This window comes from Streptomyces sp. NPDC005574 (genome assembly GCF_040605435.1).
GTDB lineage: Bacteria > Actinomycetota > Actinomycetes > Streptomycetales > Streptomycetaceae > Streptomyces.
Map to the genome: position 1 here is coordinate 31536 of NZ_JBEXCW010000040.1, position 25038 is coordinate 56573.

Here is a 25038-nt window from a genome sequence, read left to right on the forward strand (position 1 = left end):
GCCCGGTACGGAACGCCCTGGAGGAGCCTTACCACTTTGCGGATTCAGTTCGGGATCGCGGGAGTGGTTCTTCTGGCGATCGGGCTGCACACCCTGGTGCGCTGACAGCGCCTGTTGGCTCCTGTGGGGCCGATCATCCCGGTCCGGCCCGCTGCCGCGCACGCCTGGGCCGCTCGCGGTAGCCGGCCGTGGAAGTTCAGCCGCGCCCGCCGCCGTACGGGGGCTGTTGCCGTCAGACGTCGGCGTCAGCCTGCCGGGCAACCGGCACGTGCGCCCCCGCCCCTTCCCTGGTCGCGGATCGAAGGCAGCAATAGGCTCGCCCATGAATCGGCGGGAAACCTGCTGGTGAGGGGCCTTTTCATGCCCTTTTGAGTTGGCAAGGACCGGGTGCCGCCGGGGCGGTGGGTCAGTCCTGGTGCTGGGACTTTCGGCCGATGAGGAGCAGGGCCGCGCCGCCGATGACGACCAGAGCGATGGCCGTGCCCGCGATCAGCGGGGTCGCGCTGGTGCCGCCGGTGTCGGCGAGGTTCGTGTCCGCCGCGACGCCGCCGACCGTCGCGGGGCTCGGCTCGCTGAGCGTCTGGACCGCGTCGCCGGCCTCGCTGCCCTCGGTACGGCAGTCCAGGACGCCCGCGAACCGCGTCTCGGAGCCGCTCGGGCCGGTGATCGCGAAGTCGTACGCCTGGTCCTCCTGGAGCGGGATCGTCACCGTCTGTGTCACCCCTGCCGGGACGGTGTGCTCGGTGCCCATGAGCGCGAAGGTGAAATCCGCGTCGCCGGCGTTGGCGGCGGTGATCCGCACTCCGCCGTGTGCGCAGTCCTTCGCCGCCGACAATGCCGGTACGGCGCCCTGCTCCGCCCAGGTCGCGCTCGCCGTGGCGGAGACGGTCGACTCGCTGGAGCCGGCCAGGACCTGGGTCTGGCTGCGGCTCTCGGAGGTGAGGGCCCGGCCGACCGGCACCGTGGTGGAAGCCTGCACGGTCAGCTCGGCCGTGCCGGCCGCCGTGTCCTCGGGCACGTCGAGGAAGATCTTGTCGCCGTCCGACGCGGACGCGAGGCGCTTTCCCTTCCCGTCCACGATCCGCACCCCGCTGGTGGCGGAGTCCGCCGGTGGCGTCAGGGTCACGCTGTCCGCGTTGGTGTGCACGGTGACCGGGCCGATCGGCTCACCGGGGCGACCGGCGACCGCGGGCGGGTCGAGGGTCAGTGACGGTGCGGGCTCCGTGAGGGTCCTGGCGTTCTTCTCCAGGTAGTCGGCGAGCCTCTCGGCCTGCGGGTCGACGGCGTCGACGTCCGCGCCGTCCGAGGAGCGCCAGATCGCCACCTGGGTGGCCGCCGCCGCGTCCTCCTCGGTGAGGCCGCTGCGGACGCCCGCCTTGGCCGCGAGCGACGCGAGGTCGTTGACCTGCGGATAGGAGTTCTGCAGGATCCAACGGATCGTGCCGGCGTGCTTGTTGACGCCCAGCGAGGTGCCGCTCCAGGGCGTCTCGTGGTACTTGGCGTCCTTCAGCGTGGGGTTGCGCAGGTCGACGCCGTAGGTCTGGAGCGTGCCGCCGCCGTCGACGGACATCTCGAACAGGCCGGCCGAGACCTGGAGATCCCCGGTGGGGTCGTGGATCACGGCCGTGCCGTACGTCTTCAGGCCGCCTATGGTGGCGGTCGCTCCGCCCTGGTCCTGCGACGTCGCGTCGGCGGCGGCGGCCGCGCCGGCACCGGCCAGCACGCCGGCGGCGACGAGCCCGGACACCAGCGTCGCCGCGGCGAGGCGGACCGCGCCTCGCCCGCGCACCGACAGCGCAGTGAACGAAGAATGCACAGAGTTCCCCTTCGAGCAGGACCCGTCGACGTGGGGGGCGAGGTCCCACCAGCAGAATCAGCGGCCACGGGAGCCACGTTCGGCATCCTAGGGACGCGGCGCACCGTGCTTCCCGGTGATGCCGTCGGATGGCCGATCCGACTCGGAATCGTTATCGCCAAGATCACCGGCGGCGGGCCTGTCGACAAATTCGCGCCAAGTCAAAGGGAGTTCGGCGTGAACTCGTCGACGAGCAGCATCCGGTCAGCGCGGTCCCGGACTCGGTCTCACGCCACCGCGACCGGTTCCGGCCGCTGCCGGGCCGTCGCGCCGGTGGGGTCCGCGGAGTCGGCCTGGTCCAAGGGATCCGAGGGATCCGTCGGCGTGGTCTCCCAGTTGGGCTCCGTCCGTGGTGGCGCCGACCCCGCCTCCGGCCTGGTGCTGCGCCGGAAGGCCGAGGTGCCGCGCGAGAGATCGTGGCCGATCGCCACCGCGTCGATGTCGGCCGAGGTCCGGCTCTGGTTGTCGCGTGACTCCGTGCGCACCTTCAGCCTGCCGTGCACGACGACGGGGTCGCCCACCGACAGCGAGGCGCCCGCGTTCGTGGCGAGCTGCCGATTGGCCCACACCGTGAAGAAGTTGGTGTGTCCGTCCGTCCACGTGTTCTTCTCGCGGTCCCAGTAGCGTGAGGTCACCGCCAGCCGGAACCTCGCCGACGGGCCCGACGCCAGCTCCCGGTATACCGGTTGCGTCGCCACGTTGCCCACCGCGCACACCATCGTCTCGTTCATCGTGAACCCCTCCCTCGCCCGGCGCCCACGCCGGGTGGATACCCGTACGGGCCTTCCCCGTACGGCTGCTGTCCGCCGCGTGGCAGGGGACGCGCCGCCCGCCGCGGTCACCGTGACGGCCACGAGCCGTCGGGCCCGCCGCGGTCACCGTGACCGCCGCGAGCCGTCGCGCCCGTCGCCGTCACGTCGGTGACCGCGTCCGTCGCGATCGCCGTACGGCCAGACTGCCCGTGCCGGGACGAGTCCGCCGAGCGCTGTGGACGACCGCCCGGCTGTGGACAACTCCGCCACCCGGACGAGGGAACACCCCCCCCTGGGCTCCCTACCGCGCGGTCGCTCCCGCTCCGATGACCCGGCCGTACTGCTCCCGTACCTCCCGGTACCGCAGCAGCTCCGCCGCGAGCGGATCGAGGACCCGGGCCCGCCCGCATCCCGCGGCCGCCTCCCTCAGTCGCCGCTCCGCCTCCGTGCCGTAGCGCCGTGCGGGACCCCGCGCCGCCATCCGGCAGCTCCACTCGACGAGCGGTCCCCCGACGATGCCGCACACCATCAGCAGCACCGGCACGCCGAGATTCGGCGCCATGAAGCCGATGATCTGGCCGAGCAGCCACAGACCGCCCACGACCTGGAGGATCGTCATCGACGCCTGCGCCAGGACCGCCGCCGGCCACCAGCCGGGGCGCGGCGGGCGCCCCGGTGGCAGTCCCGCGCGCGTGGCCAACTCGTCCAGCGCCTCGGGCAGCCCCTGGGAGCCGCGTACGGCCGCTTCGCGCACCGCCTGTGCCCAGGGCGTGGGCAGTCCGACCGAGGCGCGGTCGGCCACGGTGCGTACCGCCTGTTCGACGCGCTGGCGTGCCGTGGCCTCCTCGTCGGCCTGGTTCCGCAACTGGACGCGCCCTGTGGGCGGTTCGCTGCGGTCCTGGTACCACCGCCACAGCCGCAGCCAGGGCGTCCCGCAGGCGCGGTTGGCGTTGCGCAGCCACGCGCGCTCGGCCGCCTCGCCCGCGGCGGTGGCCCCCACGGCGTCCGCGAGCCGGGCCGCGAACTCGTCGCGCGCCCGCTCGCTGAGGCCGGTGCGGCGGCCGGTGGCGTAGACCGACCGCAGCCGTCCGGCCGCGGCGTCCACGTCGGCGGCGATCCGGCGCCCCGGGGCACCCCGCTCGGTCACGAACTGGCCGAGTGACTCGCGCAGTTCACCCAGGCCGTCCCCGGTCAGCGCGGACACGGCGAGCACGGTCGCGCCCGGTTCGCCGTACTCGCCCAGGGCGATCCCGTCCTCGTCGAGGAGCCTCCGCAGGTCGTCGAGGACCTGTTCGGTGGCCTCCCCGGGCAGCCGGTCGATCTGGTTGAGGACCACGAACATGACCTCCGCGTGGCCGGCGAGAGGCCGCAGGTAGCGCTCGTGCAGCACGGCGTCCGCGTACTTCTCGGGGTCGACCACCCAGATCACCGCGTCCACCAGCGCCAGGACGCGGTCGACCTGCTCCCGGTGCTGCACGGCCGCCGAGTCGTGGTCGGGCAGGTCGACCAGGACCAGGCCGCGCAGCTGCGCCTCCGCCTCGGCGCTCTGCACGGGGCGCCGCCGCAGCCGTCCCGGGATGCCGAGCCGGTCGATGAGGCTCGCCGCGCCGTCGCTCCAGCTGCACGCGATGGGCATCGCGGTGGTCGGCCGGCGGACCCCGGTCTCCGAGATCGTGACCCCGGCGAGCGAGTTGAACAGCTGCGACTTGCCGCTGCCGGTGGCGCCCGCGATGGCGACGACGGTGTGCTGGCCGGAGAGCCGGCGCCGTGCCTGTGCCTCGTCGAGGACCCGGCCGGCCTCGGCGAGGGTCCTGCTGTCGAGCCGGGTGCGGGACAGGCCCACCAGCTCGCGCAGTGCGTCGAGCCGCGACCGCAGCGGCCCGTCGAACGCCAGCGGGGTCACGGTCTGCGGGCCCGACACCCTGCTCTCCACCGCGGGCGCGTGCTCCACGGCGGTGCCCTCGGTCACCCGCCGCGCGATCAGCCCGTCGTCCCAGGCACCGGCGGCTTCGGCGCGGGCCGCCTCCGGGCGCTCCGAGTCCGCCTCCCGGCGCTCCGATTCTCCTTCCGTGCGGCCCGGGTTCGCCGGCTTCGCGTGCCCGGTGTCCGTACGACCGGACGTGTCGCCGGCGCCCTTCGCCCCCGCGGGGATGTTCTCGCGGGCCACGCGCGCGGGGGTGCCGTTCCGCTCGGCGTCGCCGTCCACGCGCGCGTGCCCGTCGCCGGGGTGGGGCGCGTCGGGGGACTTCTCGGGGGTTACGGAAGGCCGCGCCGGGCGCTGCGCGGCGGAGGCGTCAGCGGACGCGGTGGGCTCGGAGGACGTGGAGGACGTGGAGAACTTAGAAGGCTTGGAGGACTCCCGGGATGGGGTGGGCTCGGCGGACTTCTCCTCCGCGGTGCGGGCAGCGCCTCCGGTGGAGGCCCGTGTGCGGGCCCCTCCGGTCCTCCCGGCCGTCCGGTCCTTCGCCTCCGCGTGTGCCTTCCCGGCCGTCCGGTCCTCCCCTTCCGCGTGTGCCTTCTCGGCGTCCTCCCCGGAGCTCGCGGATTCGCCCTGTCGGGCGGATTGGGCGTGCTCCCCGCGGTCCTGATCGCGGCCCGGGTGAGCGCCCCGATCACGGTCCTCGTCGGCGCCCCGGTCGCGGTCGTGTCCCTGGTCGGCGCCCCGATCAAGATCGTGCCCCTGCTCGGTGCCCCGGTCGCGACCGTTGTCGCCGTCCTTGTCGCGGCCCTCCCCGCGCTCCTGATCGTGGCCCCTGCCCTGTTCGTGGGCCTGGTCGTGGTCCTGGTCGTGGTCCGTGACGGCGGTCACCGGTCACCTCTCCTTCTGCAGTACGGACAGCGCGGCGATGAGTTCGGCCTGCGGTTCCGGATGGACCTCCAGTGCGTCCAGGGGGGCGAGGCGGCGCTCGCGTTCCGCGTGCAGGACCCGGTCGAGGTGGTCGGTGAGCAGCCGCCCGGCGCGGTCCCGCAGCCTGAGCGCTCCATGGGCGCCGATCCGCTCGGCCAGCCCCTCACCGGCCGGCCGCGCCCTGCGTCCGCCCAGCAGCGCGGTGGCGACGAGCGCGGCGACGACCTCGGCATCCGGTGCGACGCTGCGGTCGAGGTCGAGCACCTCCTCCTCGGCGTACTCCTCCAGCTCCCGCCGCCACCGGCGTACGGCCATGCCGATGCGGTGCTCGGCGCCCTCCGCGGACGGATCGTGGTAGAGCTCCGGGGCTCCCGCGGCCGGTTCGCGCCGCCACGTCTCCTCGACGCGCTCGTCGGCGGCCGTGACGGCGCACAGCAGGAGGGCGCCGAAGCTCTCCATGAGGGCGTCGAGGAGTTCCGCCGCGGTGCAGTCCAGCGGAAAGGCCCGCCAGCGCTTGAGGGCGTCGCCGGCGAGCACGGCGCCCGCCTGGAGGCGCCCGCGCACCCGCGCGTACTCGCTGTCGTACGCCGCCTCGACGGCGGAGGTCAGCCGGAGCGCGGCCGCGTACTGGGCGGCCGCCGCACTGGCCAACTCGGGCATCCTCGCCTTCAGGGAGTCGAGGACCCCGAACGCCGTACGGGACAGGGTGTACTGCCGCGCGGCGGCGTCGTCGACCTGATGGGTCAGCCAGGTCCGCAGCGGGGCCACCGCGGTGGCCGGCAGCAGGCCGCCGCCCCAGGCCGACTCCGGCAGTTCCGGCACCGTGAACCGGGGGATGTGGCCGAGTCCGGCCTTGGTGAGCAGCGCGCCGTACTGCCGGGACACCTCGGACACCACCTGGTGCGGTACGCGGTCCAGGACGGTGACGAGGGCGACGTCGTACTCCTTGGCGGTGCGCAGCAGGTGCCAGGGCACGGCGTCGGCGTAGCGGGCGGCCGTCGTGACCATGACCCAGATGTCGGCCGCGCAGATCAGCTCCGCGGCGAGGACCCGGTTGTCGGCGATCAAGGAGTCGACGTCGGGTGCGTCGAGGAGGGCGAGGCCGGGTGGCAGGGTGTCGGCGGTCTCGACGCGCAGCACGCGCCCCGGGTCCTCGCCGGGGGGCAGCAGGTCGTCGTCCGCCTCCTGCGGAGGCCGCCACACGCGCGTGAGGTCGGGCAGGACGCGCATCCCGCTGAACCAGTGATGGTCCTCCGGATGGCACACCAGGACCGGGGTCCGTGTCGTGGGCCGCAGCACACCCGCCTCGCTGACGCGCCGCCCCACCAGGGAGTTGACGAGCGTCGACTTGCCGGCCCCCGTGGATCCGCCCACGACGGCCAGCATCGGTGCGTCCGGCTCTCTCAGCCGGGGCACCAGGTAGTCGTCGAGCTGGGCCAGGAGTTCGTCGCGGTTGGCACGCGCGCGTGGGGCCCCTGGCAGGGGCAGCGGGAAGCGTGCGGCGGCGACACGGTCGCGCAGGGCGGAGAGTGCGTCGAGCAGCTGAGGCCGTACGTCCAAGGTCACCACATGCGAAGAATGCCCAATTTTAGGGGAATTCTGAAGCATATGCGCATGTCTGCGCGCCGACAGGACACAACGGGCGGAAGGGACGACTGGGACACGGCCACAGTCCAGGCATAACGAGTGCACAACACCCGGTGCGCGGGGCGCCAAAAGCGGTGCACGATTCGTACCTGCCTGCGATTATCAGGACCGCTTCACCGAACCTCCACATCAAGCCACGGAGGCGAAGCAACAGGGACAAGTACGCGGGAGCCCTATCCTTGTCCCCGGCAACGTCACGGAACGGCCCACACCCGGGCACCCACGACAGAGGCCACCACACCCGGCCCCCGTAGCTCAGTGGATAGAGCAGGCGCCTTCTAAGCGCTTGGCCGCAGGTTCGAGTCCTGCCGGGGGCGCAAGTCTCCGCCCTCCCTTTGGGAGGGCGTTTTTGCTGTTCAGAGCACGGTTCACGCGACACGACGAAGCCCCGGCCCCTCCCCCGATGATCAGGGGAAGCTCCCGGGGCTGTCCGGCTGTCACCAGGTTTTCGCGGGTGGCCCTGTCGAACACGTGTCGAAATTTTCGGCGGGACGGCTCAGCCCGCGTCAGGCGGCTCGGGTAGGTCCCCGCGGCCTCCAGTCGCCTTTCAGGTCAGGCAGCTGCCCCAGCTACGGCCGTGTACCTCGATGACGCCCTCAGTGACGAGCCTCGCCAGCACCTGACGCAGAGCCGTACGGCCGATGCCCAGGTCTTCGGACAGCGTCCGCACAGAGGGGACCTGGGAGCCGGGCGGGTACTTGCACGCAGCGGCATAAGGAGAACCCCCAACACCGCTGTCCTCGGAAGCACAGGGCCCCTCAGTCAGGTGCCGCGGCTCTGCTCCTGGACGGCCTTCATCAGGTCCTCGATGGCGGACTGGGTGTCGCGGTCACGCCCCTCGTCAATCGCTCCGAGAGCGGCGGCCGCGACCTCACGAATGTGATGGGGAAGCCCCTCGGCGGCCGTGAGTTGGTAGGCGGCCTTGCGACGCGCCATGCGCTCGGCGGCGTCCACTGCGTCGGGGCCGGACAGCGGAAAGACGGAGGCCCTGTATGCGGATATCCCCAGCACCATCATGTCCGCGATGCCGTCGGCGTACCCGAGCGCGGCGGCCTTCCCCTGGCCTTCCCGAACGGTTGCGACGATGCGACGGCGGGACAGGGCCGTGCCCACGGCGGCCCCGCCTCCCACGGAAAGGCCGCAGGTGACAGCGAGGAACGGTCCGCCCCAGGCGAAGCCGGTGAAGCCTCCGAGGACCGCGAGCGCGACAGTCCATGCGGCGGCTGTCCGGGAGCTTACTTGCTCGGGCGTGGTGTCCATGGTGGCAGTGTGCCAGCCGGGACGGACAGCGCCGGTACGGGATGGCCCGCCGGTCTCGGGTCTTGAGCAGATACGCCCGGAGGGCAAGCCGCACGGGCCGTTGTCGTTCAGGCCCGTGCCACAGCCGTGCCACATCGGGCGGTCAGCCACGGTCAACGACGGTTCATCGCAGTCGACATGACTTGCTGAGCTGGGGACGTACGCCCGGACCGCCTCAACCACCACCTCCTTCTTCGTCGGGTCACAGACGGCTTGTTGTGGTGGGTGATGTCGCCAGGGGCCGTGCTCGTGGGAATACCGCTCCGCCCCTGGGCCATTGAATGCCGCGGCACGGTCGTTGTGCAGCCAGCCGACGCGTGGCCGTCCGAGCCCTGTCCGAGCGAGGAAGTGCGGTGATCACGCGATGAAGGCGGTACGGCTCCATACGTACGGCGGGATCGACGTGTTGCGGGTGGAGGAGGTGACGCGGCCCGCGCCCGGCCCTGGGCAGGTACTGGTCGAGGTCCGCGCGGCCGGGATCCAACCGGGCGAGGTGATGATCCGCGAGGGCGCCCGGCACGATCGCTGGCCGGCGACGTTCCCCTCCGGGCAGGGCAGCGACCTCGCCGGAGTCGTGGTGGAGGTCGGCCCGCACGTGCGCGGTTTCGGAGTGGGCGACGAGGTCCTGGGGTTCACCCACCATCGGGCGAGCCACGCCGAGTTGGTCGTGGTCGACGACGTGAATCTGGTGTCGCGTCCGGCGGGGCTTTCCTGGGACGTGGCCGGTTCGCTGTATGTGGCCGGCACGACCGCATACGCCACCGTGTTCGCGGTGGACCCCCGACCGGCCGAAACGGTCGTGGTGTCCGGGGCGGCGGGTGGTGTCGGATCCCTCGCCGTGCAGCTCGCGCGGCGGCGCGGCGCAACGGTGATCGGGTTGGCGAGCGAGCGGAACCACGCCTGGCTGAAGGAGCGCGGTATCGTCCCGGTCACGTACGGGGAGGGCGTGGCCGAACGGATCCGGCAGGCGTCCGGGGGCAACATTGACGCGTTCATCGACACGTTCGGCGACGGCTACGTGGACTTGGCGGTGGAGCTGGGCGTGCGCCCCGAGCGGATCAACACGATCTGCGATTGGCAGGCCGCGGCCAGGGTCGGTGCGCGAACCTACGGAGAGGGCTCGGCGGCGAGCGCGGTGGTGCTCGGCGAGCTGGCCCGGCTCGCCGCTTGCGGGGAGCTGGAGGTACCGATCGCCCGCGTCTATCCGCTGGATCAGGTGCGCGACGCGTTCCGCGAACTGGAACGGCGGCACACCCACGGCAAGATCGTGCTCCGGCCGGTGAGCCCCCGCTGACCGAGGCGACCATCGAGCGGGGATTTTGGAACATCCAGTCGGCAGTCACCTGACTGCCTGTCATATGGCCGCCGGTGTGGATCACGACGGCCGTTGGCACCGATGGACGGCAACCAGCCAGAACATCTGAGAACCGACAGCGAGCGCCTTGGCGACTTTCGTTCGTGGGCGGCCTGCTCACACGCAGGTGAGCACACCACTCAGGCCCGCACGCCGTCCAGGAGCCGTTCGGAGGAGGGCCGGGGTGCCATGGCGGTCCGGACGCCGGCCGAGCAGGCCCTGGCTCGCTCGTACAGTGCCGGTGACGGCGGCGTCAGGTTCGGCGTCGCCGCCCTGTCGGTGGACCACCGCCCGAACGGCCATGCGGTGCCGGCGTACCGGATCACCGTGGAGCGTGCGGGCCGGCCGGACGAGCGGTGGGCGGTCGATCTGCCCCTGGCCAACCGGTCCTTCACGGACGTGCTGACCGCCTCCGTCCCCGAACCCGACCGGCTGCGGCAGCTCGTGGGCCTGGTGCACGCCCTGCTGGAGGAGTGGTGGGACACCAAGGGCCACGACCGCCGGGCGGCGAAGCGGGGACGCCGCCTCCCCTGAGGCCGACGGCTCCGCGGCTCGCGGGTTCACCGCGCCGCCGGGTGCACGGCCGCTCGGGGCGGGAGCGTCGTGCTGGTGGCGGCGGCCGGCCCCGGTGGGTCGGCCCTCGTCAGACTCCGAGGCGGCTGGTGAGGGGGCGGCGGTACAGGAGCAGGGCCGCGCCGGTCACGAGGGCCGCCGTACCCAGGGCGAGGAAGTAGCCGGGGCCGGGCACCCGGTCGCCGGAGATCTTCAGGGCGTTGCCGCCGATGCCGCCGCCGAGCGCGCCGGCCAGCCAGAACAGGGCCACCATCTGGCTGACGAAGGTGGCCGGGGCGATCGCCGTGGACGCGCTCATCCCGACCGGGGCGAAGGAGACCTCCCCGGCGGCCAGCAGCAGGAAGGCCAGCAGCAGCCACAGGGGCGACACGCGGGCGCCGTCCGCCGTCCGTGTCGCCGCCGCGGCCATCACCAGGTAGGCGGCTGCCGTGGTGCCCATGCCGACCGCGTACTTGACCGCGGTCGGCACCCTGTCGCCCGCGCGGGTCCACACCGCCGCGAACAGGGGTGCCAGGACGAGCACGAACAGGGGCACGGCCGCCTGGAACCAGCTCGCGGGCACGGTCCTGCCGAGCACCTCGCGGTCGGTGGCGTGCCGGGCGAACAGGGCGAAGGCCGATCCGCCCTGGAGGAACAGCGCCCAGAACACGGCCGAGGCGAGGAACAGCCACACGTAGGTGCGCACCCGGAGCCGTTCGGCGGCCGTCAGCAGCGGGTTGCGCAGCAGCCGCCAGAAGCAGATCACCGGTGCCACCACGCACAACAGGCCGAACAGCGCCATGAGATGGGCGATGCGGAAGGTGCCGAGGGCCGCGTCGGTGCCGTAGCCGAGGACGGCCAGGGTGATGGCGGCGAGGCCGGTCCGCAGGACCCGGGTGCGCTCGGCCGGGGTGGCGGAGCGCTCCGGGGCGGCGCCCGTGTCACCGAAGTGCCGGGAGCCGCGGACGTACTGGAGAAGGCCGGCGGCCATGCCCACGGCGGCGGCGCCGAAGCCGAGGTGCCAGTCGACCCCCTCGCCGAGCGCGCCGACGACGACCGGTGCGAGCAGGGCGCTGACCTGGACGCTCATGTAGAAGACGGCGAAGCCCGCGTCGCGGCCGGCCCGGTCCTCGCGGTCGTAGAACGCGCTCAGCAGGCTCGCCATGTTGGGCTTGAGCAGTCCGGTGCCGCAGGCGATCAGCAGCAGGCCGGGGTAGAGGGAGCCGGTGACCGGCACGGCGATCGACAGATGGCCGAGCGTGATCAGGACGCCGCCGTGCAGCACGGCGCGCCGCGCGCCCAGGACGCGGTCGCCGATCCAGCCGCCGGGCACGGAGGCCAGGAAGACGGCGGCCATGTAGAGGCCGTACAGCAGGGTGGCGTCGCCGCTCCCCATGCCGAGGCCGCCGTGGCGGGTGTCCTCGGTGGCGTACAGGACGAGGATCGCGGTCATGCCGTAGAAGCTGAAGCGCTCCCAGATGTCGGTGGCGAAGAGGGTGGTGAACCAGCGCGGGCGGCGCAGGGGGCCGGTGCGCCGGGCGGCGCTGTCGTGCGGGCCGGCACCGGGGGCGGTGCCGGTCGGGGCGGGCCGCGGGTCGGCGGCGGGCGGTCGGGACGGGGCGGCCATGGCTCCTCCGTGCGGACGTCGGGCGGGCACGGGGTGAGACTCGCCGGGCCCCTTGGACGACTGGTCGAGAACCACTCGGGCCGGGCCGCCGCCGTGCGTTCGGCGGCGAGGGGCGGCCGCCGGCGCCGTACGTGCGGGCGACCTCCATCGTGGGTGTCGCGTGGCGCCCGGCAGGGGGGAGCCGCCGGGCGCCACGGGCGTGAGGGGACGGGGTGGACCGCGGGTGACGTACGGCGGTGCCGTCGCGTGGCCCGGGGGGTCGGCCCGGTCTCCGGTGCCCTCGAACCGGTGGCCGTCCCGCCTCACACCCCCAGCCAACGCCCCGTCCCTCGCGACCGGCTCGCGGCGCACTCGCCCACCGCCCACCGCCCACCGCGCACCGCCGCCGCCCACCGCCCGCGCACCGCCCACCGCGCAGCGCGCAGCGCGGGAGCCCGGACGCTGTCAGGGGCGTCCGGGCTCCGGTGCGGGGAGGGCCGTCTCGTACGGCCCCGCTGTCAGCCGTGCTTCTCGATGTCCACCTTCGGCAGCCGGCGGTCCAGGGAGGCCGGGATCCACCAGGCGTGGCGGCCCATCAGCTGGAGCGCGGCCGGCACGATCAGGCAGCGGATGACGACCGCGTCGACGAAGACCGCGACGGCCATGCCGAAGCCGAACTGCTGGAGCATCCGGTCACCGCCGAGGATGAAGGCGCCGAAGACCGCGACCATGATCGCGCCGGCGGCCAGCACGACCGAGCCGGTGTGGGCGAGGCCCTCGCGGATCGCGACGGTGGCGTCCCGGCTGCGGTTCCATTCCTCGCGGATGCGGGAGACGAGGAAGATCTCGTAGTCCATGGACAGGCCGAAGACGATCGCGAAGATCATGATCGGCAGATACGCCTCGATCGGGCCGGGTTCCAGGCCGAACATGCCCTTCTGGAACACCAGCGTCATCGCCCCCAGTGCCGCTCCGATGCTCAGCAGGTTGAGCAGCGCCGCCTTGAGCGGGACCAGCACCGAGCGGAACACCAGGACCAGGATCAGCAGCGACAGGCCGACCACGATGGCGATGAACAGGGGCATCCGCGAGGAGACGGTGTCGGCGTAGTCGATGACGGCCGTGGTGGCGCCGCCGACCAGGTAGCGGGCGCCGGTGTCCTTGCGGAGCTGGACCAGGACGTCGTCGCGCAAGGTGTGCACCAGTTTCGTGGTGCGCTCGTCCTGGGGCGAGGTGTCGGGGAAGGCGATGACGGTGGTCGCCCTGCCGTCGCGGGACGGGATCGGTCCGGTGGCGGCGGCGATGCCCCGGGTGTCGTTCAGCTTCCGCGAGAGCGCCGCGCCCGCCTTGTCGCTGCCTTCGGTGACCACGATCAGCGGGCCGTTGAAGCCGGGGCCGAAGCCGTCGGCGAGCAGGTCGTAGGCCTTGCGGCTGGTGGTGCCGGCCGCGTCGTTGCCCGCGTCGGCGAACCCGAGCCGCAGGTCGAGCGCCGGGGCGGCCAGCGCTCCGAGCGCGGCCACGGCCAGCAACAGGGAGATCAGGGGCCGGCGTTGCACGAGGCGGGCCCACGCACGCCAGCGGTCCCCGCCCTCGACCGGCCTGCCCTTCGCGGTGCGCTTGCGGGCCTTGGCGGTGAACTGCCGGGCGAAGCGCTTGCCGAACAGGGCGAGCAGCGCGGGCAGCAGGGTGAGCGAGGCGATCATGGTGACCAGCACGGTGAGCGCCACGGCGACGGCGGTGCCCTGGAGGGAGCCGAGGCCGAGCGCGACCAGGCCCAGCAGGGCCACGATCACGGTGCACCCGGCGAAGAACACGGTGCGGCCCGCGAGGTCCAGGGCGCGCCGGCCGGCCTCGTCGGGGGACGCGCCGCGCACCAGCTCGGCCCGGTAGCGGGCGAAGATCAGCAGCGCGTAGTCGATACCGACGCCGAGACCGACGAGCATCATGATGTACGGCGTGTAGCTGGCGATCGTGAAGACGTGCGAGAGCAGGATGATCACGCCGAGGGTGCTGCCGACGGCGAACACCGCGGCGATGACGGGCAGTCCGGCCGCGATGACGGTGCCGAACATCAGGCCGAGGATGACCAGCGCGGCGAGCATGCCGATGCCCTCGGCGGCGCCGCCCTCGGGTTCGGCGAGCTTGCGGGCCGCGTCGCCGCCCAGTTCGACGGCGAGGGCGCCGGAGCGGGCGGTGCGGGCGGTGTCGTAGATCCGCTGGGTGTCCGCCTTGGCCATGTCCTCGGACTTGCCGTCGAGGACGACGGTGGCGTAGCCGACGGTGCCGTCCCGGGAGACGGCCTGCCGGTCGTCGTAGGGGCTGCGCACGTCGGCGACCTGGGGCAGCTTCGCGACCTTGCCCAGCATGGCCGTGACCCGGCCGCGGGTGTCGGCGCCGGTCAGGCCCTGCCGGTCGTGGAGGACGATCTCCAGGGTGTCGCCGGCCTGCGCCGAGCCGTGCTTCTCCATGGTCTCCAGCGCCTGTTGGGTCTCGGTGCCGGGCAGGGAGAAGTCGTCGCGGTAGGCGTCGCCGACGGCGGAGGCCGCGGTCCAGACACCGACCAGGACGACGACCCAGAGCAGCAGGGCCGTCCACCGGTGGTGCTGGGCGAAGCCGGCGGTGCGCTCGAGGACGGAGCGGCCGTGTGGGGGTGGCGGCGTGGTGGGGGTGTCGCCCCGGACCGGAGTAGTGGTCACCATGCACTCCTTGTTGAGACAGTGCGCCCAGAGGTGTCACGGCGGCGTCGGGTGCGGCTTGAGCCGCGGTGGAGCCGACCGTGTGTGACGGGGCGTCAGCCGGTGGTGGACTGCGGGGGTCGGGACAGGTGCAGTACGCGCAGGACCCGCTCGCCGTTCTTCGGCCGGGGGGTCTCTCCCCCGGCGCGCAGGAGCGTGCGGCGGGTGAGCGTCATCGTGGCCGGGTCGAGGTCCACGACGTGCGAGTGGACGGCCGGGTCGGCCAGGACGGCCCGGTGCCGCTCCGCCTCCGCGCGGACGGTGTCGCGCAGGTCCGTGACGGGCCCGAGCGGCTCGCTCTCGCTGACGAGGTGTCCGGCGGGGCCGGAGCCGAGGTGGCACTGCAGGACGGTGCCGGTGCGTACCGGCACCGGTCCGAAGGCGGCGCAGAGTCCCGCGTACTCGGCGCCGGTGAGGAAGCGGCCGAACTCGTGCGGTTCGGCCCAGACGTAGAAGGGGGCGTAGCTGTTGTGGCCGTCGCCGTCGGTGGCGTCGGTGGCGCAGAACGCCTTCAGGAGCAGCCCGGCCCGCGTGTCCCAGGGGGCCGAGCGGTCCGCCACTCGCCGGTGGACGACGTCCATGTCGTAGTCGGCGGGCAGCGGGATCGAGTAGTGGGCGGTCAGCACGGCGGGTCACCTCGTCCGGGTCGCGTGGTCCGGCTGGTGGTGCTGCCGGGCGCCCGGAGTGTGGCGTGCCGCGCTAGTGCGGTGGTGGGGCAGGCCGTCAGGCCCGTCCCTGGAGCCGCAGGGTCTCGGCGTGGAAGATCTCGTTGCCCCGGTGGGTCAGGTCGAGCAGCAGTTCCTGCTGGTCGGGGGTCAGTTCGGACAGTAGTTTGCCGAGTGCCGCGCGGTAGTCGGTGAAGACGGTGTCGACCCGTTCGGCGAAGGCCTCGGGGACGGTTTCGACGATGACGCGTCTGCGGTCCCCGGCGTCCGGCCTGCGGCGGACGAAGCCGGCCTTCTGGAGGCGGTCTATCACCGTGGTGATGGCTCCGCCGCGGCTCAGTCCGGCACGCTCGGCGAGCTGACCGGGCGTCATCGGGCCTTCCAGGTCCAGCAGGCTGAGGCAGTTGAAGTCGGTGGCGTTGAGCCCGACCGACTGGGCCACCGCGGACTGGAACAGAACCGTCCTGGCCGCCTGCACCCGCAGGGCCGTGGCCAGCGACATGAGGGTGCCCAGGGAGCGGTCCTCGCGGTCCTCTTCGCCGTGCGGTCGCATCGTCGCGTCGCCTTCCTGCCGTTCGGTTCCGGCCAGCGTACTGGCGCGTGCGCCGTGTCGCTTGTGCCGTCGGGCGCTGCCGTCACGGTTCCGCGGTCGGGCGCCGCGGTCACGCGTCCGCCGTCCGGCGCTCACGTCACGCGGCCGCCTCCGCCGTCGGGCGGCGGTCACGCCTCGCCGGGTCGTGTCCGCCGTCGTCCGCGCCCGCGGCGGACACGGGTCAGGCGGCGCGCCGGGCGCGGTCGACACGCAGGCGGACGGCCCTGCTCGCCACCTCGAAGAGGGGTCCGCTGGTGGGGAACGGCTTGATCCGGCTGTTCTGGAAGCCGGCGACCAGCCAGCGGCCGTCCACGCGCTCCAGGATCAGGGTCTGCCTCGACAACCGCTTGGGCGTGACCTCCTTCTGCCAGGGGTAGAGGGCGGCGCCGGTGGAGACCACGATCGCGCGGTCCTCGCCGGCCGGGCGGACGCTCTCGATCTCGTGGGTCACCAGCCGGGTGCCGTAGAGCATCGTGCGGAACATCAGGCCGTGCATGTCCGCGATCTCCTGGCGGCCGTCGAGCAGGACGCCGTTGAACTGCACGTAGCTGGCGTCCGGGGTGAACAGGGCGCCGTAGCCGGGTCCGTCGGCGGCGTCCCAGCGGTCGGCGAGGCCGGTCAGGACGGCGCGGGCGTCGAGTCCGGCGACGGGGGTCGCGTGCGTGTCGTGGGTGGTGTTCATGTCGGTTCTCCCTCGGTCGGCGGTGGGCCGCGTGCGGCGGCGCCACGATTGAACGCTCTAATTTCGTTCTTCTCTCTTTCCGTGCATCTCTAATTTAGAGAGATAGGTCGGCGGATGTCAAGCGGGTGCCCCCGGCCCCTCCCAGCGGCCCCGGCGCCCGGCCCTCAGGCGCGGCGCCCAGCCGCGCTTGAGCGCCCGTCGAGGCGTCGTCAGGACCATCGGCGCACCGCCCGCGGAGCACACGGGTCCGCACACGGGACTTCCGGAAGAGGTGCATTGCCATCGACACGCACACGGAGCACACGCAGCAGCCCACGCGACCGGGGCCGGGCGGGCGTCCGGCCTTCGTCGACGTGTTCACCCCCATCGCGGTGCGCGTGGCGGCCACGCTGCGCATCGCCGACCACATCGAGGCGGGCGCGCGCACCCGCGACGAGCTGGCGGAGAGGACGTCGACCGAGGCGGGCGCGCTGGGCCGGCTCCTGCGCTTCCTCGCCTGCCGGGACGTCTTCGCCGAGGACGAGCCGGGCGTGTACGGCCTGACCGCCACCTCGCGCCTGCTGCTCGACACGCACCCCTCACGGATGCGGCACTGGCTGGACCTAGAGGGCGCCAGCGGCCGTATCGACCTGGCCGCCTGCGGCGGGCTGCTGCACGCCGTGCGCACCGGCGAGCCCGGCTACGACGCGGTCTTCGGCCTGCCCTTCTGGGACGACCTGGAGCGCCGGCCGGAACTGACCGACTCCTTCAACGCCCAGATGGCCGCCGTGCAGGGCCGGCTCGCCCCCGAGGTGGCCGGCGCCCACCCCTGGCACGAGGCCCGCCGGATCGCGGACGTCGGCGGCGGCACGGGCGCCCTCCTGGAGGCGATCCTGCGGACCGCGCCGGACTCCCGCGGCACGCTCGTGGACCTGCCGGGCACCGTCGAGGGCGGCGCCGGACGGTTCGCGGCCGCCGGGCTCGCCGAGCGCACCGAGGTCGTCGGGCAGTCGTTCTTCGACCCGCTGCCCGCGGGCGCCGACGTCTACGTGCTGAGCCAGATCCTGCACGACTGGGACGACAAGGAGTCCGTGGCGATCCTCGCCCGGTGCGCCGAGGCACTGCCCGAGGGCGGCCGGGTCATGGTCGTCGAGCGGGTCATCGCCGAGGACGAGGGCAAGCAGCTCAACACCGAGTACGACCTGCGGATGCTGGTGTTCAACAAGGGACGCGAGCGCACGGTCGAGGAGTTCACCGCGCTCGCCGCCGAGGCCGGGCTGCGGCCGGCGGGCGTCACCCGGCTCGCGTCCCACCACTCGCTGCTGCTGTGGGAGCGCGCGTGAGCACGGCCGCGGAGACCGACCCCGAGGTCCTGGTGGTCGGTGCCGGGCCGGTCGGCCTGTGCACGGCGATCGAGCTGGCCCGGCGCGGGGTGCGCGTGCGGATCGTGGACCGGCGCACCGAACCGCGCCGAGGGACGCGGGCCTGCACGGTGTGGCAGCGCACCCTGGAGGTCTTCGACCTGATGGGCCTGCCGGTGGACGCCTACCTGGACTCCGGCGTCGACTACACCCACCGCACCCACCACTTCGCCGGGCTGCCGCCGCTGGTGAGGCCCGCCGGGCAGCCGGGGACGCGCTACCCGCGGCCGCTGCTGATCGGGCAGTCGCAGACGGAGGAGATGCTCACCCGGCACCTGGCCGGACTCGGCGTGCGGGTCGAGCGCGGCCTGACCGCGGTCTCCCTGGAGCAGGGGCCGGCCCGGGTCACGGTCCGGCTGACCGGGGCCGACGGCGGCGCGCACATCGTGCGGGCCGGCTGGGTGGTGGGCGCGCAGGGCCCGCACAGCACGGTCCGGGACGCGATCGGGGCGAGCTGGGAGAAGCGGCCCTGCCCGGGCACCCAGCTGCTGCAGATCGACGCCCGCTGGACGGGCTCGCTGCCCGGCGACCCCGCGCACTGCCATCTGTTCCTCAGCGAGGCGGGTTCGCTCGGCACCGCCCCGCTGCCCGACGGACGCCACCGCTTCTACGCCGGTGTCGCCGACCCCGACCCCAGCCGGTCGGGCGACCCGGACGCCGACGAGGTGCTCGACGCGGTCCGGCGCGTCAGCGGCGTGTCCGACCTGCGCTTCCACGACGGCCGGTTCAACTGGCGGGTACGGCTGTACAACGCGGTGGCCGGACGCTACCGGGCCGGACGGTGTCTGCTGGCCGGTGACAGCGCGCACACCGTGATGCCGGTGACCGCGCAGGGCATGAACACCGGCGTGCAGGACGCGTTCAACCTGGGCTGGAAGCTGGCGGCGGTGGTCCGGGGCCGGGCGTCGGCGCGGCTGCTGGACAGCTACGAGGCGGAGCGCAGGCCGATCGCCCTGGCGCTGGCCGAGCGCAACGAGCGCACGTACTGGGGCGGGGTCGGCCCGGTGCCGCCCTTCGAGCTGCTGCGCTCCCGGCTCACCGGGGCCGGCGGCGGGGACGCGGGGGCGGGCCACACCGGGCTGCCGCTGGGCTACCCGGACAGTCCGCTCAGCGCCGGGAGCGCCCCCGCCGGCGGGGGTCCCGGTCCCGGTGCGCGGGTTCCGGACGTCGAGGGCGAGGGGGGCGCGGACCGGCTGTTCCGGCTGCTGGGCCGGGGCGACTGGACGCTGCTGGCGTTCCCCGAGGACCCGGCCGACCCGGCCGCCGCCGAGGTCGCCGCCAAGGAGGCCGCCGCGGGGGCCGGCCGGGCCGGGGTACCGGTGCGCGTGGTCACCGCCGGGCGGGGTCCGGACGGCACCCTCACCGACCCGTCGGGCGGCCTGCGCACACGTCTCGGCGCGGCGGACGGCGCCCTGCTCCTAGTCCGCCCCGACGGCTATGTCTCCTTCCGCGGCGGGATCCGCGACGGCGCGGCCCTCGACCGGCACGTGGCGGCGGTCCTGGCCTGACCGCTGCCCAGCCCGGCCCCCGAAGGGGCCCGCCCACCGAAGTGGACGGGCCCCGCTCGTGTGTACGGCCGCGGGTGCCGGCCTCTCCGTCGGCTCTCCCGCTCGTGTGCGTAGCCGCCGGTTCCGGCCCCCCTCTGCCCCGCTCGCCGCTCGCGTGTACGGCCGCCGGTTCCGGCCTCGCCCTCTGCCCAGCTCGCCACTCGCGTACGACCGCCGGTTCCGGCCTCGCCCGCTCGCGTGCTCAGCCGCAGGCCCCGGCCTCTTCCCCGCTCGCCTCACCCGGTGTCCACCCGCCACCGGCCTCTCCCCCGCTCGCGTGCACGACCGCCGGCCCCGGCCTCTCCCCCGCTCGCCTCACCCGGTGTCCACCCGCCACCGGCCTCTCCCCCGCTCGCGTGCACGACCGCCGGCCCCGGCCTCTCCCCCACTCGCCTCACCCGGTGTCCACCCGCCACCGGCCTCTCCCCGCTCGCGTACACGGCCACCGGCCCGGTTCAGGCCTCCCCCGCTCGCCTCACCCGGTGTCCGCCCGGCCCCAGCCTCTCCCCGCTCGCGTGCACGACCGCCGGTTCCAGCCTCTCCCCCGCTCGCCTCACCCGGTGTCCGCCCGGCCCCGGCCTCTCCCCCGCTCGCGTGCACGGCCGCCGGTTCCGGCCTCTGCCGCTCGCGTGCACGGCCACCGGCACCGGCCCGGTTCCGGCCTCCCCTGCTCGCCTGCACGGCGCCGCCCCCCGCTCGCCCGGTGTCCGCCCGGTCAGAAGGACACCGGGAACAGGTCCTCGTAGTGGCCGGTGCGGGCGGTGAGCAGGACGGCGAGGGTGCGCAGCGGGGTCCGGTCCGCGGCCGGCAGCGAGCGGGCCGTCTCCGCGCAGCGGTCGCCCCGGCACAGGCCCGCGCGGGTCCAGGCGGTGAGCGCGTCCGTGGCGGGGCGCTCGATCCACGTGCCGAGGACCGACGCCTCGAAGGACGGGTCGGGGCCGGCCCGGTAGACCCCGCCGGTGACCCGCCGGGCGCGGGCCAGGGCCACGGCGCGGGCGCGCAGGTCCGGGTCGTGGCACAGGTCGGCCGCGGCGGCGAGCCAGGTCGCCCGGAGGATCGAGCCGCCGGTGCGGCGGGCCGCCGTACGCAGCGGTGAGCGCGCGCCGCACAGGGCGCCTTCCGCGGCCGTCGAACCGCGGGCGTCCAGGGTGCTCAGCAGGAGCCCCGCGTCGTCCCCGGGCCGCACCGCGCGGGGCGTCGGGGCCGGCAGTCCGCGGCCGACCTCGCGCGCCACCGGCCCGCCCAGCGCGCCGGCGATCAGCCGCAGGTTCACCCGGTCCACCAGGTCCGCGGTGTCGTACGGCGCGGGACCGTCCGCCCGTGGCAGCCACACCTCGCGCACCTGGCGGGCCAGCGGCCCGGCGAACTCGGCCGTCAGCCCGGTGGAGCGGGCCACCGCCATGGCCGCCGCCGAGGCGCTCAGCGCCGACTCCCGGGCGCCCGCCGCCGGCCAGCCGGCCCGGGAGTGGGCCCCGGCCGCCGGTGCGCGGACGGCGGAGCAGCCGAGGCGCAGCGCCCAGTACGTGGCCTGCGGGTCGCCGTGTCCGGCGCCGGGCAGTCCGATGCCTCCGTCGGGCAGCGTGCGTCCGTCGCACGCCGAGGGCGCGAAGCGCGGCAGCCGTGCCCGGAGGCGGCTCGCCGCGGTGCGCAGCGCCGCCTCCGACGCGAGCCGCACCGGGTCGATACCGAGGCGGCTCAGGGCGCGTTCCGCGGCCACGGCGAGTGCGGCCGCGCGGTCCCGGTCGGCGCCGGTCACGCCCAGGGCGGCCGCGGTCTCCAGCACCGGCACCACCTCGCCGGGCGCGGTGACCGCGTCCCAGGCCGAAAGGCCGTTCAACGCAAGGGAGTTGGCGGCCCTCACCGGTGCGGGGACGGGCAGGCCGAGGCGGGTCAGGACGCGGACGGCCACCGCCGTGCCGCCCGGGCCGGGACGCGCGGACGGCCCGGTGCGGTAGGCGCCGCCGGCGCGCAGCGACTCCAGCGTGCGGGCGACGCCCGCGCGGTCGACCGTGCCGCCGGCCGTGCGGAGGGCGTCCACCGCCAGGTCGACCTGGGCGAGGGCGGGCAGCCCGGAGGAGGCCAGCCGGCCGGTCTCCGCGGCCGCGGCCCACACCCCCAGCCGGCCGGGGTCGATCCGCGTGCCGGTGCGGGCGTCGGGGAGGGCGGCGATCCGCAGCCGCCAGTCGGTCTCGTAGAGGGAGAACGGCGACTGCGCCGGGGCGGGCACGGCGGCCGGGCCGGCGCCGGCACCGTCGATGAACCAGCCGCGCCGCCCGTCGGTGACCCACGAGTCCCGCAGCAGGGCGCGCGCGTCGACCCGGACGGGCGCGGGCGCGGCGTCCGGACCGGACGTGCCGCCCGGTGCGGGCGCCCGGCCGGCGCCGGCCGGGCCGCATCCGCCGGCCGCCACGGCCAGCAGCGCCGTGAGGGCCGCCAGCGGTCCTGCCCTGCGCGCGCGGCCCGGGCGCCGCGGGGCGGGCCGGGTCATCAGCTGTAGGCCCGGTCGCGGCTGGTCACGGTGTAGAAGGACGAGCCGAACTGGAAGGTGCCGGTGACCGAGTGGCTGATGCGGAACACGTTGGAGTAGTCGTCCTGGCTGGGCGGGTAGAACGCCACCTGGTCGTAGGCGTGTTCGCTGTACCAGTTGTCCTGGACGGTGGTGGTCCAGGACGCCTCCGCGGTGCTGCCGGTGCTCTTGACCGCGGCTCCCTGGGGCGCGCCGACGACCCAGAAGGGCGCGCCCACGGAGCCGACGTCCCAGGTGTCCGTGTGCTCGATGCTGTCGGCGGTGAAGGGCCGGTCGCCGAGCCAGGACACGTCGGAGGAGGTGTCGGTGAACAGCGCGTAGTACTCCATGTACGGCACCTTGACGTAGCTGGCGCCGGCCGCGGCGAGCGCGCCCTGTCCGCCGGGCACCGCGACCCTGCGGTGCCCGGCGGAGTTCAGCCACTGGTCGCGGACCGGGAACCCGGACTGGTCGCCGTGCCCGCCGTCGCCGCCGGTGGCCGTGGTCGCCGGGGCGGGCGCACCGGCCGGCTGCTGCCGGGCCAGGCGCTCCTCGTGGACGGCCGCGACGAGTCCGCGCTTGTCGCGCACCGACGGGTCGGCGGTGAGCACCCGCCCGTGCGCGTTCTCCTGGACGACGACGGTGCCGGGCACCGTCCGGTCGGCCGCCGTCGATCCGGTGGCGCCCCCGGTGACGCCGAGGGCGAGTCCGCCCAGGGTCAGCGCCGTGGTCACGGCGAGCGCCGTCGTGCGCCGGTAGCGGCCGACTGTGATCCCCATGGTCTGCTTCCCTCTCTGCGATTGCTGTCCGGACGGGCGGTTCACGGCTTCTCGCGGTGCGCGAAGATGTCCGGCTGTCCGTTGGTGTCGCCGGTCACGAGGTTGGTGGCGTACGAGGCGAACACCACGGTGTCGGCGTGCTGGTCGGCGTCGGGGAAGTAGCTCGCGGCGTCGGCCTGGATGCCGCCCGCGCCGACGCTCACCCGCCGCAGCTCGCCGCCGGGCAGGTCCGCGACGAAGATGTCGCGCACGTTGTTGGTGTCGTCGGGCACCAGACGAGGTCCCGCGGACGCCATCGGGATGTGCCGGCCGTCGCCGGAGATGCTGGCCCAGAACGTGCCGCCCGGCGCGGGCACGCCGTCGTCGCCCTTGTCGACGAGGCGCAGGGTGCCCTCCTGGAGGTCCTGAAGGTAGATGTGGTTCTGGCCGGTGGCGGGGCTGTCGGCGGTGAGGTTGGTGGCGTGCGAGTTCAGGACGACGTAGCGGTTGTCGTCGCTGATGGTGCCGCCGATGGTGATCTGGTCGGACTGGACCCCGGCGGCCGAGACGCTGAGCCGGGTGGTGCGGCCGGTGCCGAGGTCGCGCAGGAACTCGTCGACCTTCTTGTTGGTGTCGTCCGGGGTGAGGTTGGTGGCGTTGGAGAAGAACGTGGCGTACCGGCCGTCGGCGCTGAGCTGGGTGCCGTCGCTGGCGGCGTTGCCGGGGGTGCCGTCGTCGGCGGCGCTGGTGCGGACGGTCGTGCCGGTCACCATGTCGCGTACGACCGTGTCCCAGGTGCTCGCCGGTGTGTCGCCCGGGATCACGTTGTCGGCGGAGGTCGCGAAGGCCACGTACCGTCCGTCGGCCGACAGGGTGGGGCGCATGCTGTCGCCGTTGCCGGGGGTGCCGTCGGCGGCGGCCGAGACCAGGACGGTGGCGCCGGTGCGCAGGTCGGTGCGGTAGATGTGGGAACGGCCGTCTCGGACCCCGCGGACCAGGTTGGTGGAGTCGGCGGAGTACACCGCGTAGTGGCCGTCGGCGCTGATGGTCGGGTCGATGCCGGTGCAGCCGTCGGGTTCCCGCCCGTCCACGCCCCGGCCGACGCGGACGGTCGTGCCGCGCCGGAGGTCGCGCAGGAACACGTCGCTGCAGTCGTTGTGGTCGCCGCGGACCAGGTTGCTCGCGTGCGAGGTGAACACCACCAGGCGGCCGTCGGCGCTGACGGACGCCCGCTCGCTGGGGCCGTTGGCCGGTGCGCCGCCCAGGCCGACGCTGACCAGGACGGTCTCGCCGGCAGTGGACGCCCCGGCGGGGCCGGGTGCGGCACCCACCGCCACGAGGGCGAGCGCGCCGCCCAGCAGCGCCCCGCGGGTGGCCCGCGCACGGGCCGTTCGGTCCGTTCTCATGTTGCCTCCTCGTGCCCGGCGCCGGGTGGCGCACGGTCGCCGAGAGGGTCACACCCGCGCCTCGCGCACTGCTCCAATGGGCCTCGAACCGGCCAACTGGCGTGAAGGACACCGCTGTCGGGTGCTACGGCCGGGGCACGCGCACCCGGCCGGTGACAGCACAGCCACCCGGGGCCGCGGGGGATGAGGCACCGGGTGGCTGTGGTTCGGGGAGGCGCGGATCCGCGAGGAGGCAGGACTGCGGCTCGGATCCGCGCCGGGCTGGGGCTACTTGACGGTGACCCCGGTGGGCGCGGGGGCGCCGAGGTGGGCGGACAGGGCCGTCAGGACGGACAGCAGGAGGCGTTCGAGGCGGGCGTCGATGCCGATCTCGGCGACCTTGCGGCCCAGGCGTCCGGCGCCCGGGACCAGGTTGTGCACCCGCAGCACCACCCGGCTCGCGCCGTCCGCGGGTTCGACGGTGTAGGTGCCGCCGAACCAGGTCTGCACGCCGACGGCGCCGGCCGCGCGGTCGACGGTCAGCTCCAGGTAGTCCTCGCCGGAGGTGCCGAAGCGTCCGGTGAACTTCTCGGGGCCGCCCTCCAGAGTCACCGCACCGCTCTCCCGGACGTGGTCGCCGGCCAGCACCAGGGCGTTGCCGTCCACCCCGGCCGCGCCCTCGCGCACGTTCAGCAGGGCCTCGGTCACCTGCTCCACGGGCGCCTCGACGACTCCCTCGACGCGCCACTTGGCCTGGTCACCCGCAGCTGTGTTCATGCCCACCCCTCACCGCTAAGCTCGTCCTACAGACAGGAATTCTCGATGATTCGGAAATCTCGATACATCGAAATACTT

The 25038-nt window shown here is 74.2% G+C and carries 18 protein-coding genes, 1 tRNA gene and 1 pseudogene; 5 read left to right on the plus strand and 15 right to left on the minus strand.

Features of this window, described 5'->3' with window-relative positions:
* Window positions 1–406 precede the first annotated feature (406 nt).
* The 4 genes from ABZT03_RS24380 to ABZT03_RS24395 all read right to left on the minus strand — a co-directional run bounded on the left by ABZT03_RS24380 (window position 407) and on the right by ABZT03_RS24395 (window position 7024).
* On the minus strand, window positions 407–1816 hold the full coding sequence (locus tag ABZT03_RS24380) for a TQXA domain-containing protein (protein WP_356042576.1): 1410 nt from the start codon (window positions 1814–1816) through the stop codon (window positions 407–409).
* Between the two features lie 266 nt (window positions 1817–2082).
* Complete coding sequence (locus ABZT03_RS24385; protein WP_356042578.1) at window positions 2083–2586, minus strand: single-stranded DNA-binding protein; 504 nt, start codon at window positions 2584–2586, stop codon at window positions 2083–2085.
* Between the two features lie 322 nt (window positions 2587–2908).
* Complete coding sequence (locus ABZT03_RS24390) at window positions 2909–5416, minus strand: GTPase (RefSeq protein WP_356042580.1); 2508 nt, start codon at window positions 5414–5416, stop codon at window positions 2909–2911.
* Window positions 5417–5419: 3 nt separating this feature from the next.
* A complete protein-coding gene (locus ABZT03_RS24395; RefSeq protein WP_356042582.1) occupies window positions 5420–7024 on the minus strand; it encodes a dynamin family protein in 1605 nt (534 codons plus the stop codon).
* Between the two features lie 322 nt (window positions 7025–7346).
* Here ABZT03_RS24395 and ABZT03_RS24400 point away from each other — a divergent pair.
* Window positions 7347–7419: transfer RNA gene (locus tag ABZT03_RS24400), tRNA-Arg, on the plus strand.
* A gap of 251 nt (window positions 7420–7670) precedes the next feature.
* Here the strand turns inward: ABZT03_RS24400 and ABZT03_RS24405 are convergent.
* Window positions 7671–7868, minus strand: a pseudogene (locus ABZT03_RS24405) (GntR family transcriptional regulator); the annotation flags it as partial.
* The gene (locus ABZT03_RS24410; RefSeq protein WP_356042584.1) at window positions 7865–8362 is read right to left on the minus strand and encodes a hypothetical protein; all 498 of its coding nucleotides are present in this window, start codon (window positions 8360–8362) and stop codon (window positions 7865–7867) included. The pseudogene ABZT03_RS24405 and the gene ABZT03_RS24410, both read right to left, overlap by 4 nt.
* Window positions 8363–8765: 403 nt before the next feature.
* Between ABZT03_RS24410 and ABZT03_RS24415 the strand changes: the two genes are divergently transcribed.
* Both ABZT03_RS24415 and ABZT03_RS24420 read left to right on the plus strand, forming a co-directional pair.
* Window positions 8766–9695 carry an NADP-dependent oxidoreductase gene (locus ABZT03_RS24415; RefSeq protein ID WP_356042585.1) on the plus strand — a complete coding sequence of 310 codons (930 nt, stop codon included), beginning with the start codon at window positions 8766–8768 and terminating at the stop codon, window positions 9693–9695.
* A gap of 249 nt (window positions 9696–9944) precedes the next feature.
* Window positions 9945–10289, plus strand: a complete 345-nt coding sequence (locus ABZT03_RS24420) for a hypothetical protein (protein ID WP_356042586.1) — start codon at window positions 9945–9947, stop codon at window positions 10287–10289.
* Between the two features lie 109 nt (window positions 10290–10398).
* On the opposite strand, the gene ABZT03_RS24425 is transcribed toward ABZT03_RS24420, so the two are convergent.
* From ABZT03_RS24425 to ABZT03_RS24445, 5 genes are all read right to left on the minus strand, one after another.
* Window positions 10399–11934, minus strand: a complete 1536-nt coding sequence (locus ABZT03_RS24425; RefSeq protein WP_356042587.1) for an oligopeptide:H+ symporter — start codon at window positions 11932–11934, stop codon at window positions 10399–10401.
* 497 nt (window positions 11935–12431) lie between these two features.
* A complete protein-coding gene (locus ABZT03_RS24430; RefSeq protein ID WP_356042588.1) occupies window positions 12432–14612 on the minus strand; it encodes an MMPL family transporter in 2181 nt (726 codons plus the stop codon).
* Between the two features lie 92 nt (window positions 14613–14704).
* A complete protein-coding gene (locus ABZT03_RS24435; RefSeq protein WP_356042589.1) occupies window positions 14705–15274 on the minus strand; it encodes a DUF4865 family protein in 570 nt (189 codons plus the stop codon).
* 97 nt (window positions 15275–15371) lie between these two features.
* On the minus strand, window positions 15372–15866 hold the full coding sequence (locus tag ABZT03_RS24440) for a MarR family transcriptional regulator (protein WP_356042590.1): 495 nt from the start codon (window positions 15864–15866) through the stop codon (window positions 15372–15374).
* Window positions 15867–16086: 220 nt separating this feature from the next.
* On the minus strand, window positions 16087–16587 hold the full coding sequence (locus tag ABZT03_RS24445; protein WP_356042592.1) for an SgcJ/EcaC family oxidoreductase: 501 nt from the start codon (window positions 16585–16587) through the stop codon (window positions 16087–16089).
* 353 nt (window positions 16588–16940) lie between these two features.
* On the opposite strand from ABZT03_RS24445, the gene ABZT03_RS24450 reads away from it, so the two are divergent.
* Both ABZT03_RS24450 and ABZT03_RS24455 read left to right on the plus strand, forming a co-directional pair.
* Window positions 16941–17909 (plus strand): methyltransferase, encoded by a 969-nt coding sequence (locus tag ABZT03_RS24450; protein ID WP_356042594.1) that lies wholly within the window; start codon window positions 16941–16943, stop codon window positions 17907–17909.
* Complete coding sequence (locus ABZT03_RS24455) at window positions 17906–19495, plus strand: FAD-dependent oxidoreductase (protein WP_356042596.1); 1590 nt, start codon at window positions 17906–17908, stop codon at window positions 19493–19495. Before ABZT03_RS24450 ends, ABZT03_RS24455 begins: the two co-directional genes overlap by 4 nt.
* Window positions 19496–20249: 754 nt before the next feature.
* On the opposite strand, the gene ABZT03_RS24460 is transcribed toward ABZT03_RS24455, so the two are convergent.
* The 4 genes from ABZT03_RS24460 to ABZT03_RS24475 form a co-directional block, all read right to left on the minus strand.
* The gene (locus ABZT03_RS24460; RefSeq protein ID WP_356042598.1) at window positions 20250–22022 is read right to left on the minus strand and encodes a hypothetical protein; all 1773 of its coding nucleotides are present in this window, start codon (window positions 22020–22022) and stop codon (window positions 20250–20252) included.
* Window positions 22022–22819: a hypothetical protein gene (locus ABZT03_RS24465; RefSeq protein ID WP_356042599.1), complete on the minus strand. Its 798-nt coding sequence runs from the start codon at window positions 22817–22819 to the stop codon at window positions 22022–22024. The genes ABZT03_RS24460 and ABZT03_RS24465 overlap by 1 nt, the downstream gene beginning before the upstream one ends.
* A 41-nt stretch (window positions 22820–22860) precedes the next feature.
* On the minus strand, window positions 22861–24204 hold the full coding sequence (locus tag ABZT03_RS24470; protein ID WP_356042601.1) for a hypothetical protein: 1344 nt from the start codon (window positions 24202–24204) through the stop codon (window positions 22861–22863).
* Between the two features lie 267 nt (window positions 24205–24471).
* A complete protein-coding gene (locus tag ABZT03_RS24475) occupies window positions 24472–24960 on the minus strand; it encodes a hypothetical protein (RefSeq protein WP_356042603.1) in 489 nt (162 codons plus the stop codon).
* Window positions 24961–25038 lie beyond the last annotated feature (78 nt).

Bases quoted from the DNA above. Each gene is read 5' to 3' on its own strand.
- ABZT03_RS24385 (WP_356042578.1), bottom strand. From the start codon at position 2,586: ATGAACGAGACGATGGTGTGCGCGGTGGGCAACGTGGCGACGCAACCG.
- ABZT03_RS24410 (WP_356042584.1), bottom strand. From the start codon at position 8,362: ATGGACACCACGCCCGAGCAAGTAAGCTCCCGGACAGCCGCCGCATGG.
- ABZT03_RS24415 (WP_356042585.1), top strand. From the start codon at position 8,766: ATGAAGGCGGTACGGCTCCATACGTACGGCGGGATCGACGTGTTGCGG.
- ABZT03_RS24420 (WP_356042586.1), top strand. From the start codon at position 9,945: ATGGCGGTCCGGACGCCGGCCGAGCAGGCCCTGGCTCGCTCGTACAGT.
- ABZT03_RS24425 (WP_356042587.1), bottom strand. From the start codon at position 11,934: ATGGCCGCCCCGTCCCGACCGCCCGCCGCCGACCCGCGGCCCGCCCCG.
- ABZT03_RS24430 (WP_356042588.1), bottom strand. From the start codon at position 14,612: ATGGTGACCACTACTCCGGTCCGGGGCGACACCCCCACCACGCCGCCA.
- ABZT03_RS24440 (WP_356042590.1), bottom strand. From the start codon at position 15,866: ATGCGACCGCACGGCGAAGAGGACCGCGAGGACCGCTCCCTGGGCACC.
- ABZT03_RS24445 (WP_356042592.1), bottom strand. From the start codon at position 16,587: ATGAACACCACCCACGACACGCACGCGACCCCCGTCGCCGGACTCGAC.
- ABZT03_RS24460 (WP_356042598.1), bottom strand. From the start codon at position 22,022: ATGACCCGGCCCGCCCCGCGGCGCCCGGGCCGCGCGCGCAGGGCAGGA.
- ABZT03_RS24465 (WP_356042599.1), bottom strand. From the start codon at position 22,819: ATGGGGATCACAGTCGGCCGCTACCGGCGCACGACGGCGCTCGCCGTG.
- ABZT03_RS24470 (WP_356042601.1), bottom strand. From the start codon at position 24,204: ATGAGAACGGACCGAACGGCCCGTGCGCGGGCCACCCGCGGGGCGCTG.
- ABZT03_RS24475 (WP_356042603.1), bottom strand. From the start codon at position 24,960: ATGAACACAGCTGCGGGTGACCAGGCCAAGTGGCGCGTCGAGGGAGTC.